General features: G+C 66.7%; 10 protein-coding genes. 3 read left to right on the top strand and 7 right to left on the bottom strand.

The window, feature by feature from the left end:
* Positions 1 to 40: 40 nt before the first annotated feature.
* From AC07M7_RS05580 to AC07M7_RS05570, 3 genes are all read left to right on the top strand, one after another.
* The gene (locus AC07M7_RS05580) at positions 41 to 5,017 is read left to right on the top strand and encodes an NAD-glutamate dehydrogenase (protein WP_426355584.1); all 4,977 of its coding nucleotides are present in this window, start codon (positions 41 to 43) and stop codon (positions 5,015 to 5,017) included.
* Between the two features lie 294 nt (positions 5,018 to 5,311).
* Positions 5,312 to 6,085 (top strand): NAD kinase, encoded by a 774-nt coding sequence (locus tag AC07M7_RS05575; RefSeq protein ID WP_046982638.1) that lies wholly within the window; start codon positions 5,312 to 5,314, stop codon positions 6,083 to 6,085.
* Positions 6,086 to 6,133: 48 nt separating this feature from the next.
* Entirely contained in the window at positions 6,134 to 7,078 is a 945-nt protein-coding gene (locus AC07M7_RS05570; RefSeq protein ID WP_012511563.1) for a 5'-nucleotidase, read from the top strand.
* 153 nt (positions 7,079 to 7,231) lie between these two features.
* Here AC07M7_RS05570 and AC07M7_RS05565 read toward each other — a convergent pair whose 3' ends face one another.
* The 7 genes from AC07M7_RS05565 to AC07M7_RS05535 form a co-directional block, all read right to left on the bottom strand.
* Entirely contained in the window at positions 7,232 to 7,783 is a 552-nt protein-coding gene (locus AC07M7_RS05565; RefSeq protein WP_482997821.1) for a DUF2939 domain-containing protein, read from the bottom strand.
* A gap of 42 nt (positions 7,784 to 7,825) precedes the next feature.
* Entirely contained in the window at positions 7,826 to 8,806 is a 981-nt protein-coding gene (locus AC07M7_RS05560) for an aldo/keto reductase (protein ID WP_046982636.1), read from the bottom strand.
* Positions 8,806 to 9,492, bottom strand: coding sequence for a DUF2461 domain-containing protein (locus tag AC07M7_RS05555; RefSeq protein WP_046982635.1), 687 nt, complete (start codon positions 9,490 to 9,492; stop codon positions 8,806 to 8,808). Before AC07M7_RS05555 ends, AC07M7_RS05560 begins: the two co-directional genes overlap by 1 nt.
* A complete protein-coding gene (gene sbcB / locus AC07M7_RS05550; RefSeq protein WP_495206920.1) occupies positions 9,489 to 10,928 on the bottom strand; it encodes an exodeoxyribonuclease I in 1,440 nt (479 codons plus the stop codon). Before sbcB ends, AC07M7_RS05555 begins: the two co-directional genes overlap by 4 nt.
* Positions 10,928 to 12,295 carry an FAD-dependent oxidoreductase gene (locus AC07M7_RS05545; protein WP_046982633.1) on the bottom strand — a complete coding sequence of 456 codons (1,368 nt, stop codon included), beginning with the start codon at positions 12,293 to 12,295 and terminating at the stop codon, positions 10,928 to 10,930. The genes sbcB and AC07M7_RS05545 overlap by 1 nt, the downstream gene beginning before the upstream one ends.
* 31 nt (positions 12,296 to 12,326) lie before the next feature.
* Positions 12,327 to 13,601 (bottom strand): kynureninase, encoded by a 1,275-nt coding sequence (gene kynU / locus AC07M7_RS05540; protein ID WP_495206919.1) that lies wholly within the window; start codon positions 13,599 to 13,601, stop codon positions 12,327 to 12,329.
* 162 nt (positions 13,602 to 13,763) lie between these two features.
* Complete coding sequence (locus AC07M7_RS05535; protein ID WP_046982653.1) at positions 13,764 to 14,285, bottom strand: 3-hydroxyanthranilate 3,4-dioxygenase; 522 nt, start codon at positions 14,283 to 14,285, stop codon at positions 13,764 to 13,766.
* Positions 14,286 to 14,303 lie beyond the last annotated feature (18 nt).

Genomic DNA, 14,303 nt, shown 5'->3' with positions numbered 1-14,303 from the left:
CAATTTCATTTTCCCAACTGAGCAAGCGCCCCGCTCTGCCATGAAACCGCAAAAGACCGCAGCCAAGACCGTGAAAAACAAGACCAAACCAGCAGAGTCGGAGGTCGCAGTGACCGCTGGTTTCTCCCTGGAGCCGGTGTACACGGCTTTGCGCAAGCGCTACCCGGCGGCCGCACAGGCCGAAGCAGTGGCCTTCGCCACTGATTTCTACAAGCGCATGGAGGCGGACGAGTTCCCGCACCACAGCGCCGAAGAGTGGGCCGCGCTCGCGGCTGAAACGCTGGAGTTCGCCCGTGCCCGCAAGACCGGCAAGGCCAACGTCCGCGTGTTCAATCCGACTGCCAAGGTCAACGGTTGGGAATCGCCGCACACCGTGCTGCAGATCGTCAACGACGACATGCCGTTCCTGGTCGACACCGTCACCATGTCGCTGGCCGAACAGGGCGTCGGCGTCCACGTGCTGGGCCACCCGGTGCTGCGCTTCACCCGCGACAAGGCCGGCAAGCTGGTCAAGGTCGGCGAGGGCCAGCTGGAATCGGTGATGCTGCTGGAGATCGACCGCCAGCCGGCCGAAGCCATGGCCGCCATCGAGCAGGCGATCAACAAGGCGCTGGATGAGGTGCGTGCGATCGTACGCGACTGGCAGCCGATGCAGGACAAGGCGCTGGCGCTGGCCGACGACCTCGGCAGCCGCCAGCTGCCGGTCGACGATGCCTCGCGCAAGGAAGCGCAGGAATTCCTGCGCTGGGCCGCCGATAACCACTTCACTTTCTTCGGCTACCGCGAGTACCGCGTCGAGAAGCAGGGCAAGGAAGAAGTACTGGCACCGCTGAACGACACCGGCCTGGGCCTGATGCGCGGCAAGGACAAGTCCGCTGCGCGTCCGGTCAAGACCCTGGCCGCGCAGGGCCTGAACACCACGTCCGGGCTGAAGGACGCGCTGATCCTGACCAAGACCAATGCCCGTTCGCGCGTCCACCGCGCCGGTTACATGGACTACATCGGCGTGCTGGAATTCGACGCCAAGGGCAAGATCATCGGCGAGCAGCGCTTCCTCGGCCTGTTCACCTCCAGCGCCTACAACCGTCGCCCGTGGGAAATTCCGCTGGTGCGCCAGCGCTACGAACACGTGATGAAGCAGTCCGGCCTGGCCGGCTCGAGCCACAGCGGCAAGGCGCTGCGCCATATCCTGGAAACCCTGCCGCGCGAAGAACTGTTCCAGTCCAGCGAGGACGAACTGTTCCGCACCGCAATGGGCGTGCTGGGCCTGCAGGAGCGCGTGCGCAGCCGCCTGTTCCTGCGCCGTGACAAGTACAGCCGTTTCATTTCCGCGCTGGTCTACCTGCCGCGCGAGCGTTTCAACACCGACGTGCGCCTGCGCATCGAAGCGATGCTCAAGGAAGCGCTGCACGGTGAGTACGTGGACAGCTCGGTGGTGCTGGGCGAATCGCCGCTGGCCCAGGTGCACCTGATCGTGCGCCCGAAGCCGGGCGAAATGCTCGACGTCGATACCGCCGAACTGGAGCAGAAGCTGGCCCAGGTGCTGCGCAACTGGCAGGACGATCTGCGCGAAGCGCTGGTCACCCGCCATGGTGAAGCCGAAGGCCTGCGCATCGCTGCGCGTATCGGCAAGGCGCTGCCGGCCGGTTACATCGAAGACAACAGCACCGCTGTTGCCGCCAATGATGTCAGCCAGCTCGATGCCCTGACCGGCCCGGACGACCTGCGCCTGAGCCTGCAGGCGGTGCCGCGTGAATCCGGTGATGGCCTGCGCCTGAAGCTGTATCGCCAGCTGGATGACATCCCGCTGTCGGACGCGCTGCCGATGATGGAAAACATGGGCCTGCGCGTGATCGCCGAGCGTCCGTACCGTCTGTCGGTGGACAACGCGCCGGTGTACGTGCAGGACTTCGAGGTCGAATCGACCGCCGGTGCGATCGATGCCGCCAGCGTCGATGAAGCCTTCGGCGAGACCTTTGCCCGCGTCTGGCACGGCGATGCCGAGAACGATGCGTTCAACCGCCTGGTGCTGGCTGCCGGCCTGCACTGGCGCCAGGTCGCCATGCTGCGTGGCTACTGCAAGTACCTGCTGCAGACCGGCGTGCCGTTCTCGCAGGCCTACGTGGAAGGCACCTTCACCCGTTACCCGCTGCTGGCACGCCTGCTGGTGGAGCTGTTCGAAGCCCGCTTCGATCCAGCCACCGGCCACGAAAGCAAGGACGACATCGCCGCCGGCCAGGCCCAGCTGAAGGCACACCTGGATGTGCTGGCTGCAGGTGACGAGGCCACGCTGAAGGTGCTCAAGACCGTGGTCGATGCCCGCAAGGGTGACCGTGATGCGCAGATGCAGGCCGCGCGCGATGCGCTGCTGAAGCTGATGGACCGCGTGTCCAGCCTGGACGAGGACCGCATCCTGCGCTCGTTCATGGGCGTGATCGACGCGACCCTGCGTACCAGCTACTACCAGACCGATGCCAACGGCCAGCACGGCCATGTCATCAGCTTCAAGTTCGATTCGGCGCTGGTGCCGGACCTGCCCAAGCCGCGTCCGTACCGCGAAATCTTCGTGTACGGCCCGCGCGTGGAAGGTACCCACCTGCGCTTCGGTGCGGTGGCTCGTGGTGGCCTGCGCTGGTCGGATCGCCGCGAAGACTTCCGTACCGAAGTGCTGGGCCTGGTCAAGGCGCAGATGGTCAAGAACACCGTCATCGTGCCGGTCGGCGCGAAGGGCGGCTTCTTCGCCAAGATGCCGCCGGTGAACGGCGATCGCGATGCGATCTTCGCCAACGGCGTGGCCTGCTACAAGCTGTTCATCCAGGGCCTGCTGGACATCACCGACAACATCGTCAACAACAAGATCGTGCCGCCGGTGGATGTCGTGCGCCATGACATGGACGATCCGTACCTGGTGGTGGCCGCCGACAAGGGCACCGCGACCTTCTCCGACATCGCCAACGGCCTGGCCATCGCGCACGGCTTCTGGATGGGCGATGCGTTCGCCTCCGGCGGTTCGGTCGGTTACGACCACAAGGGCATGGGCATCACCGCACGCGGTGCGTGGGAGTCGGTCAAGCGCCACTTCCGTGCGCTGGGCCGTGACAGCCAGAGCCAGGACTTCACTGCGGTCGGCGTCGGCGACATGTCCGGCGACGTGTTCGGCAACGGCATGCTGCTGTCGCGCCACATCCGCCTGCTGGCCGCGTTCGACCATCGCCACATCTTCCTGGACCCGAACCCGGATGCGGCCACCACGTTCGTCGAGCGTGAGCGCCTGTTCACCGTGCCGCGTTCGAGCTGGGCGGACTACGATGCCAAGCTGATCAGCAAGGGCGGCGGCGTGTACCCGCGCAGCCTGAAGTCGATCGAGATCACCCCGCAGGTGCGTGAAGTGCTGGGCCTGGACGAGAGCGTCAAGGCGCTGTCGCCGAACGATCTGATGAGCGCGATCCTGAAGGCGCCGGTCGACCTGCTGTGGAACGGCGGCATCGGCACCTACGTCAAGGCCGCCAGCGAGCAGCACAGCGATGTAGGCGACCGCGCCAACAACGCGCTGCGCGTGAATGGTGGCGAGCTGCGCTGCAAGGTGGTGGGCGAGGGCGGCAACCTGGGTATGACCCAGCTGGGCCGCATCGAAGCTGCCCAGGCCGGCGTGCTGCTCAACACCGACTTCATCGACAACTCGGCCGGTGTGGATACCTCCGACCATGAAGTCAACATCAAGATCCTGCTCAACGATGTGGTGCGGGCCAAGAAGCTGACCGTCGAGCAGCGCAACAAGCTGCTGGCATCGATGACCGATGAAGTCGCCGCACTGGTGCTCAACGACAACTACCGCCAGAACCAGGCCCTGAGCCTGATGGAGCGGATGGCGGTCAAGCGCCTGGGTTCCAAGCAGCACTTCATCCGTACCCTGGAACAGCAGGGCCTGCTGGATCGCCAGATCGAGTTCCTGCCGTCCGATGCCGAGCTGTCCCAGCGCAAGGCACGCGGCCAGGGCCTGACCCGTCCGGAACTGTCGGTGCTGCTGTCCTATTCCAAACTGGTGGCGTTCGCCCAGCTGCTGGATTCGGACATCCCGGAAGATCCGTACCTGTCCAAGGAACTGCAGCGCTACTTCCCGACCCCGCTGCAGAAGAAGTACGCCGACGCGATGGAGCGTCACCGCCTGAAGCGCGAAATCATCGCCACGGCCGTGACCAACCAGACCATCAACCGCATGGGCGCCACCTTCCTGATGCGCATGCAGGAAGACACCGGCCGTTCCATTGCCGAGGTCGCCAAGGCCTACACCATCAGCCGCGAAACGCTGGACGCCCGCGCGCTGTGGGCGCAGATCGACGCCCTCGACGGCACCCTGCCGGAGTCGGTGCAGATCGATGCGCTGGAAGTGATCTGGAAGCTGCAGCGTTCGTTCGTGCGCTGGCTGCTGTCGCGCCCGGGCCCGATGCCGGGCATCACCGAGGCGGTCAACCGCTACCAGGGGCCGTTCAACGACATCCGCGTTGCTTCGGGCGTGCTGCCGGATTCGCAGCGTCCGACCTACGAAGCCCTGGTGGCCGAGTGGAAGGAAAAGGGCCTGCCGTCGGCACTGGCGCAGCAGCTGGCCGAACTGCACTTCCTGGAGCCGGCGTTCGACATCATCGAACTGGCCCGCACCCGCAAGCTGAAGCCGGTGGATGTGTCCAAGATCCACTTCCGTCTGGGTGACGCACTGCAGCTGCCGTGGCTGTTTGAGCAGATTGACGCGCTGGAGGTCAATGGCCGTTGGCACGCGGTGGCACGTGGCGTGCTGCGCGACGAACTGGCTGCGCACCACCGCAGCCTGGCCGGTCAGGTGCTGGCCACCAAGGGCAGCACCGCTGAAGCCAAGGTGGCCGCGTGGATCGGTCGTGACGACAGCAGCCTGCGCTTCACCCTGGCGATGCTGGCCGAACTGGCCGAGCAGAAGACCCTGGACTATCCGACCGTCTCGGTCGCGGTGCAGCGTCTTGGCCAGCTGGCCGCGCACGGCGCGTAAGTGATGTAGTGCCAGGCCACGCCTGGCATGCGTGAAACAGAACGGCCCCGCGAAAGCGGGGCCGTTCTGTTTCTGCCTTTGGCCTTTTGCGACCACCTGACCCGACCCCGGCTGTGAACCTGCAAGGTGGATGACCGGCATATCCGCCGGGACCGTGAGCGCCATGGATGGCGCGATCGAGCCGCCAGGGACGGGTTTACGGCGTGTCCCGGCGGATATGCCGGTCATCCGCCCCGCGCGGTCCAACCCCCGGCGCTCGGTTATGCTCTTCACCAGTTCCCCCCGGATCCACCGATGAGCGACACCCCCCGCATCGCTTTCCTGGCCAGTACCACCGAACCTGCACAGATGGCACGCGCAGCGATGGTCTCGCGCTATGGCGACCACGCCCCGGACCAGGCCGACGTGCTGTGCCCGCTGGGCGGCGATGGCTTCATGCTGCAGACCCTGCATCGGCATGGTCACCTGGGTAAGCCGGTGTTCGGCATGAAACTGGGTACCGTGGGCTTCCTGATGAACCAGTACCGTGGCGACGATGACGTGCAGGCGCGCATCGCCCGTGCCGAACCGGCCAACCTGCGGCCGCTGGAGATGGTGGCGTTGACCGAATCGGGCACCAGCACCGGTTCGCTGGCCTACAACGACGTGTCATTGCTGCGCCAGACCCGGCAGGCCGCGCATATCGGCATCGACCTCAACGGCCAGGAGCGCGTGGCTGAGCTGATCGGTGACGGTGTACTGGTAGCCACCCCGGCTGGCAGCACCGCCTACAACTATTCCGCGCATGGTCCGGTGCTGCCGCTGGGCTCGCATACCATCGCCCTGACGCCCTTGGCACCGTACCGGCCGCGGCGCTGGCGCGGGGCGATCCTCAAGGCCGACACCGAGGTGCGCTTCCGCGTGCTTGATCCGTACAAGCGCCCGGTCAGCGTCACTGCCGACTCGCACGAGACCCGCGACGTGGTCGAAGTCACCATCCGCGAGTCCAAGGACCGCCGGGTGACCCTGCTGTTCGACCCGGAGCACAACCTGGAAGACCGGATCCTGAGCGAACAGTTCGTTTTTTGAGGACAATAGGCCGCCGGCCCCGCCGATCGCTTTGAAGGACCCCCACCGATGGGCGACAACTCCCCCCGTTTGCTGACCGTCGCGGTGACCTCGCGCGCCCTGTTCGACCTCGAGGAAAGCCACGCGCTGTTCGAGAGCGATGGCGTGGCGGCCTATGCCGAATTCCAGCGCCAGCATGAGGACGACATCCTCGGCCCCGGCGTGGCCTTCCCGGTGGTGCGTAAGCTGCTGGCGCTGAACCAGGGCGCCAGCCCCGAGAACCCGCGGGTCGAGGTGATCCTGCTGTCGCGCAACTCGGCCGATACCGGCCTGCGCATCTTCAATTCGATCCAGCACTACGGCCTGGGCATCATCCGTGCGACGTTCACCGCCGGCGAGCCGACCTGGCCGTATGTGAAACCGTTCGGTACTGACCTGTTCCTGTCGGCCAACCCGGAATCGGTGCGCAGCGCGCTGCGCCATGGCATCGCGGCGGCCACCATCCTGCCCAAGCCGCCGGGCGAGACCGCCGCTGCGGCTGCCGACCAGATCGATATCACGCGCCCGGCCGGGCAGCTGCGCATCGCCTTCGATGGCGATGCGGTGATCTTCGGTGACGAGAGTGAGCGCATTTCGCGCGAGCAGGGCGTGGAGGCATTCGGCCGGCACGAGCGCGAACGTGCGCGCGAACCGCTCAGCGGGGGGCCGTTCCGTGGTTTCCTGTCGGCCCTGCATACGCTGCAGGAAGTGTTCCCGGCGGGGGATAGTGCGCCGATCCGCACCGCGCTGGTGACCGCGCGTTCGGCGCCTGCGCACGAACGGGTGATCCGCACCCTGCGCGAGTGGGGCGTGCGCCTGGATGAGGCCCTGTTCCTCGGTGGCCGCCACAAGGGCCCGTTCCTGCAGGCGTTCGGCGCCGACATCTTCTTCGATGATTCGCAGCACAACATCGACAGTGCCCGCGAGCATGTGGCCGCTGGCCATGTGCCGCATGGCGTTGCCAACGAGGGGTGAAACCATCCCGGGTGGGTGCCAACCGTTGGTTGGCACTGCCATGCATCGGCGCCCACCAAGGTGGGCATCTACCAAAGCGCTGTACCCCCCGTAGTTGCCAACCTTGGTTGGCATCTCGGTTGAACAGCGCCCACCAAGGTGGGCGGCTACCGGTTATTGGGTGCCCGACATCCCCAGCTGCAGGTCAACCACCTTCCAGCGCAGGCCCTGTGGTTCCAGCACCACCTTCAATGGTGGCTGGCCCGGGCCACGATCGACGTCGATGACGAAGCGGTCCAATGCTTCGAAATGGTGCTTGGCATGCTTCAGCGGCCGCGCCGGTTCGGTCGGGCCGAATGCATCGCCACCCTGCAGTTCATTGCGGCCACGCTTCCACAGCACATGGCCCTGCAGCATCGCGCCGATACCGGTCGGGGTCACCATGGTGTCCACCGCTGCACCGCCCAGCTGGTCACCCAGCCCGTAGAGCAGCGCACCGAACGGGCTGGCTGCTACATCCGGGCCTGCCTGGCGCACCAGGTAGTCGTTGAGCTGGGCGCGCACGCTGCTGCGCACCCGCGGGAAGTCGACGTAGCGCTCCAATCGGGCGGTGTCGCGCTGTTCGATGGCCTTGGAGAGGCCATGCACGGTCATGTACGGGCCGCCAAACCACCAGGCGGCCAGCGCCAGGACCAGCAGGACCACGAGTGCACTGAGCTTCTTCATATCGGCCAGACTGCCGCAACTCCGGCAGCAACGGGTGAAGGCTCAGTGACTGGGCGAGCCGCGGCCGTCCCCGAACGCGTCCACCAACTGTTGGCGTTCGGCTGCCGTCAGCGCTTCCAGGCGCGTTGCCAGTACTTCATCCAGGCTCTGCGTGCGGGTGGTGCCGAGGATGCCGCTGGCCACCCCGGGATGGCCCAGGGCGTAGGCAAACGCGGTCTGGGCGGGGTGCTGGCTGCGGATGGCGGCGATGGCGTGGCGCATCCGGCGCGCGCTGCGCATCAGTTGGCGGCTGCTGGGCTTGAGCCAGGCTCTGGCCAGATACCAGGCGTCGGCCGGGCGCGGCAGGCGGGCCCGTGAGGGCAGCAGATGGCCCTGCGCCAGCACGGTACCGGCCAGCACGCCGATGCCTGCTGCCTGCAACTGGTCGATGAGGGGTTCACGGTCCTGCTGCAGGGCGTTGTAGTCAAGAAGCACCACGTCGAACAGCGTGGGATGGTCGATCATCCAGCGCAGGGTCGAGGCCGTGTGCGTATTGATACCGGTGTGCCGGATCAGCCCGCGTTCGCGAAGTCGTTGCAGTGCGGCCAGCAGGTCATCGTTGATGTCGTGCTGGCTGGCACCGTGCAGCTGGTAGATATCGAGGTAATCCAGGCCGAGGTTGCGCAGCGAGGCTTCGCAGCTGGCGGTAATGGCTGCCGGCGAGAAATTGCGCTGCTCGGCGCCGCTGACGCCGGCCTGGCCGGTCAGCGTGCCGCCCTTGCTGGAGATCACCAGCGACTCGCGGGGGTATCGCTTCAGCAACGGGCGCAGGATGCGGCCCAACCGCGGCTCGGCGTGGAAGCCAGAATAGTTGTGGCCGGTATCCAACAGGTTCACGCCCTGTGCCAGTGCATGCTCGACCACGTTCGCGGCTGACTGTTCCGGGAAGCGGCGATGCCCCCAGAAGCCGGAGCAGCCCAGGCCCACCGGCGAAACCGCCAGGCCGGTGCGGCCCAGCGTGCGGCGTTGCCGTGCCAACGGCATCAGAATTCCAGGTCCAGCGCCGCGCACAGATAGTCGACGAACGGGCCGAGCGCGGCCAGATCCTTGCCCAGCGTGGACAGCAGTCGCGGGCCGGTCATGGTGGCGTCGTCCAGCGAGCGCCACATCACCCAGTTGCGGTGCTTGAGGTCTTCGATGAATTCGAAGTCGGCCGGGAAGCCGCGCGGCGGCCGCACCAGTTTTTCGCTCTCCTCGAAGTCGAAGCGCTTGCGCAGAACCGGTGCATGCGCCGCGGCCTTCCAGCTGCCGGGGTTGTCGAGGATGAAGTGGCGCACGCGGCGCTGGGTTTCCGGCTCCGGATGCCACAGGCCGGCACCGACGAAGCTCTCGCCCGGCTGCAGGTGCACATAGAACGATGGCGCGGCCACTTCGCGGCGGCGCTCATGGAACAGGCGTGCACCCTGCCAGGTTTTGTACGGCGACTTGTCGTTGGAAAAGCGCGCATCGCGATGGATGCGGAACAGCGAACCGCCGACGCCGCGGGTATCGGCGCGGAAGTGCTCGCTGACCTCGGTCAGGGCCGGCTGCAGGTCGCCCAGCAAGCGCAGGAACGGCTGCCGCACGTGGTCTTCATACTGCTGGCGATGATCGTTGAACCACGCCTTGTCGTTGTGCCGCGCCAGGCTGCGCAGGAACTTGAAGCTGGCGTCCGAGAAATAAGTGCTCACAGGGTCTCCTGCAGGTGCTGGCCCCAGTCGCGCAGCGATTGCAGCAGGGCCTGGCGCCGGGCGTCGTCGGGCGCTTCGGCAGCCAGTGCGTCGAGCTGCTGCTGGTACTGGGGCAGGTTGAGTTCGCCCAGGCCGCCATCCCCCAGCAGGCGCTGGCGGCGGTAATCCTGCCAGCGCTGGCGTTCACCCGGTGCGAGGCTGTCGGGATGGTTGCGCGCACGGTAGCGGAACAGCAGCTCCGGCAATCGCGGATCGCGGAAACGGCCCTCGAGCGCTGCCAGCTGCTCCGGCACGGTGGTGCGCGCCAGTGCGAGCAGTGGCTTGTCGCCGGCCCCGAGAAAGCCGTCGTACAGCGAGGCATCGACGTCGGCCACGCTGTCCACGCGCGGCTGGTTGTAGACCTGTCGTGCCTTCTCGGCCAGCTGGGGGGCGAACGCACGCAGGCGTTCGGCCCTGGCCTCGATCGCGGCCACGTCCAGGCCGAGCCGTGCGTGGTCATCGGCGCGCAGGTGGTTCCAGGCGATCAGCGCCGGCACCTTGTTCAGTTGCACTTCCTTCAGGGGAACCCGCGTCGCGCCCTCGGGTAGCTCGCTGGTGCGCATGTACAGGCGCTGTGCGATCACCTCGGCCGGGAGCTCCAGCAGGTCGTCGATGTCACCCTCCAGGTCGAACACGATCACCCGGTTGTTGATGGTGGGATGCATCGACAGCGGCAGCACCGGTGCCGCGCACAGGCGGCTGGCCGGGTAGCGCATGGAAATGTGCAGCACCGGCTTCATCGCGGCCACGTCCAGCAGGCTGCCGACGAAGCGCTTGTCGCGCAGCTTCAGGGCGTAGTCCCACAGGCGCGGCTGCGACTGCTTGAACAGGCGGGCCATGCCGATGGTGGCGCGCACGTCTGAAAGTGCTTCGTGCGCATCGCCTTCGCGCACGTTGTTGGCCTCGGCCAGGTGCTCGAGCTTGAACGAGGTGGCGCCATCCTCGCGCAGCGGCCATTGGATGCCATCCGGGCGCATCGCGCGCATCAGCCGCAGCATGTCCAGCAGGTCCCAGCGCGAATTGCCGTTGCGCCACTCGCGTTCGTACGGGTCGTGGAAGTTGCGGAACAGCCCGTAGCGGACGAACTCATCATCGAAGCGCAGCGTGTTGTAGCCCAGTGCGCAGGTGCCCGGCCGCGACAGCTGTTCATTGATGCGGTCGAAGGCTTCGGCTTCGCTGATGCCTTCGGCCAGTGCCTGCTGCGGAGTAATGCCGGTCACCAGCGTGGCCATTGGCGAGGGCAGCAGGTCATCGGCCGGGCGCACGAAGAAGCTGATCGGGGTATCGATCTCGTTGAGGTCGGCGTCGGTGCGGATTGCAGCGTACTGCGAGATGCGCGTACGCCGCGGGTCCTGGCCGAAGGTTTCCAGGTCGTAGAACAGGAAGCTGTCGGCCATCAGTGTGCGCCCTCCAGGACCGGGAGCTGCGCATGGATCTGCGCTTCCAGTGTCGCCCAGTCGATGTTGTCCAGTGAATCGTGACCTGCGGTGGCCGCCACCAGCATCCCGCGCTGCAGTTCGGTGCGGTGCAGGGCCTCGGCGTAGGGCGTGTGCAGGAAGGTGACCATGGTGTAGTGCGGCACGAAGCGGGTCGGCCAGCGGCGCTGCAGCTCCTGTTCCAGTTCGCGCTGCAGCAGGAATGCAGGGTCGGCCACGCGGTCGCGCATCTCCAGGTAGTTCTCCAGCGCCATCTGCTGGATGGCACGTGCATTCGGCTTGCGTTCGGCTTCGAACGCGGCGAACGCAGCTTCCAGATCATCGGCCTCCATCAGGTGACGGGCCAGCGCAACACAGTCCTCGAACGCGCAGTTCATGCCCTGGCCGTGGAACGGCACCATCGCATGTGCGGCGTCGCCGATCAGTACGGCACGGCCCTGCTGATGCCAGCGCTCCAGCGTGAGCGTGCCAAGCAGGCCCGGCGGGTGCTGCTCCCAGTCCGCGCGCAGGTTCGTGATCAACGGCAGGGTGTCGGCGAACTCGCGCGCGAACAGCGCCTCGGCCTGTGCGCCGGTGTTGACCGTGGCAAAGCTGGGGTCGCCCTGGTTGGGCAGGAACAGGGTGACGGTGAAGGTGCCTTCGTGGTTGGGCAGGGCGATGCACATGTAGTGGCCGCGCGGCCAGATGTGTAGTGCGTTGCGCTCGATGCGGAAGCTGCCATCGGCGGCCGGCGGAATCTCCAGCTCCTTGTAGGAGTGGTCGAGGAAGGCAATGTCCTCGCCCAGCGGCGCACGGCGGTTCATCGCCGCGCGCAGCGCCGAGCCGGCACCGTCGGCGCCGATCAGGGTGTCGAAGCGGATGTCGTGCGGGCTGTCGTCGCGGTCATCGATGAAACGCGCGTAGCCGGCATCAAAATCGACGGTGTGCAGGCGGCGATGGAAGTGCACGGTGGCGCCGGCCTGTTCGGCCAGTTCCAGCAGCGTGGTGTTCAGGTCGCTGCGGTGGATCGACCAGATCACTTCGCTGTCGTCGCGGCCGTAGCGCTGCAGCTGCGGTTCGCCCTCGCGCGGGTGCACCATGCGTCCGCGCATCATCACCGCGCGCGCCATCACCTCGTCTTCCACGCCTGCCTGACGCAGTGCGTTGCGCCCACGCTCGGCCAACGCCAGGTTGATCGAGCGGCCACTCTCGTAGTCGGCCACGCGTGGATCGCCGCGGCGTTCGTACAGGGTGATGCGCCAGCCCTGGCGTGACAGCAGGATGGCCAGCAGGGACCCGGCGAGGCCGGCACCGATAATGCTCAACGAGCGGGAAGCGTGTGCGATCAACGAACTGTCCAGCAGTAGGGGAGGGGCCGGCTTAGAGGCCGGCCCAGGCTTCCACTTCCTCGACGAAGTGGTGCACGTCCAGGTAGCGGTTGTAGAGCGGGGTGGGCGAAATGCGGATCACGTCGGGCTCACGCCAGTCGCCGAGCACGCCGATGCCGCGCAGGTGTTCGAACAGTGCGCGGCCACGTTCGCGGCCACCGATCACACGCAGCGACAGCTGGCAGCCGCGGCGTTGCGGGTCGGCCGGGGTGATGATGTCCAGCACCTGAGGCAGGCGCGCGCGCACCAGCGCTTCGAGCATGCCGGTCAGCGCCAGCGACTTGCTGCGCAGCGATTCCATGCCGGCACGCTCGAACAGCTCCAACGAGGCACGAAGCGGCGCCAGGCCGAGGATCGGCGGATTGCTCAGCTGCCAGCCTTCGGCACCGATGGCCGGGGTGAACTGCGGTGCCATCTGGAAGCGGGTGGACTCTTCATGGCCCCACCAGCCGGCAAAGCGCGGCAGGCTGGTGTCGCGATGGTGGCGCTCGTGCACGAAGGCGCCGGCCACCGCGCCCGGGCCGCTGTTGAGGTACTTGTAGTGGCACCACACGGCAAAGTCCGGCGCCACGTCGTGCAGGCGCAGCGGCAGGTTGCCGACCGAGTGCGCCAGGTCGAAGCCGATGCGCGCGCCCTGCAGGCGCGCGGCACGGGTGATCGCATCGAGGTCGAAGGCCTGACCGGTGCGGTATTGCACGCCCGGCCACAGCACCAGCGCCAGGCGCGGGCCGTGTTCGGCGATGGCACGTTCGATCGCCGCCAGTGAGATCGTGCCGTTGGCCTCGTCCGGCTGTACTTCCACCAGGCACTCGGCGGGGTCGAAGCCATGGAAGCGGATCTGCGCCTCCACCGCATGGCGGTCGGTCGGGAATGCACCCGCCTCCATCAGGATCACCGGGCGCTCGGCCGTGGGTCGGTAGAAACTGACCATCATCAGGTGCAGGTTCACGCTCAGCGTGTTCATCGCCACCACTTCGCTGGGCAGCGCACCGACCACGCGGGCCAGCTGCGCGCTCACCAGGCGGTGGTAGGACAGCCACTGCGTCGGGCCGGTGAAGTGGCCTTCCACCGCCAGCTCGCCCCACTGCTTCATCACTTCCTGTACGGCCGCCTGTGCGCCGCGCGGCTGAAGGCCCAGCGAGTTGCCTACGAAGTAGGTCTGCTCACCGCCACCATGGCGCGGAATCAGGAATTCACTGCGCAGCGGGCGCAGCGGATCGCCGGCGTCCAGGGCGATGGCGTGGGTGCGGCTGAGCAGGTCGGACATGGTCGGGCAACAGGCTGCAACGGGACCGCCAGTGTAGCGCCTGGGGCATGGCCCGGTAGCGGCCAGCCCAACACCAGCACCGCATGATCCGGTAGCCGCCAACCTTGGTTGGCGCACGTACAAGCAAGCGCCCACCAAGGTGGGCAACTACCGTTCGATGGCTCAGCCTGCCGCCGGCGCCGGCAGCGGGTCCACGTGCCCGCACGCACTGCAGGTGCGCAGCTCCAGGCTGGCGTGGTAACGCGCGAACACCTTGGGCAGGTCGGTTTCGATGTTCTGCAGCGGAAAGTACTCTTCGTGCAGCTTGTGGTTGCAGCGTTCGCAATGCCAGATCACGCCGTCCATCTCATGCGGAAGGCGTTTGCGCTCGACCACCAGGCCGATACCACCGGGCGGGCGCCGCGGCGAGTGCGGAACCTTCGCCGGCAGCAGGAAGATCTCGCCGGCACGGATCGGAATGTCGCGCACCGCGCCGTCTTCCTGCACCTTCAGCACCATCTCGCCTTCGAGCTGGTAGAACCACTCCGGGCCTTCGTCGTAGTGGAAGTCGGTACGCGAGTTCGGCCCGCCGACCACCATCACGATGAAGTCGCCGTTGTCGATCATCTTGTTGCCCACTGGCGGCTTCAGCAGGTGGCGGTGTTCTTCGATCCAGGCGTGCAGGTTGATCGGCGAAGCGAGCATGGTGGTCATCCGTAAGGG

This window comes from Stenotrophomonas sp. GW821-FHT09E08 (genome assembly GCF_059416125.1).
This window is presented reverse-complemented; position numbering and strand designations above follow the sequence as displayed.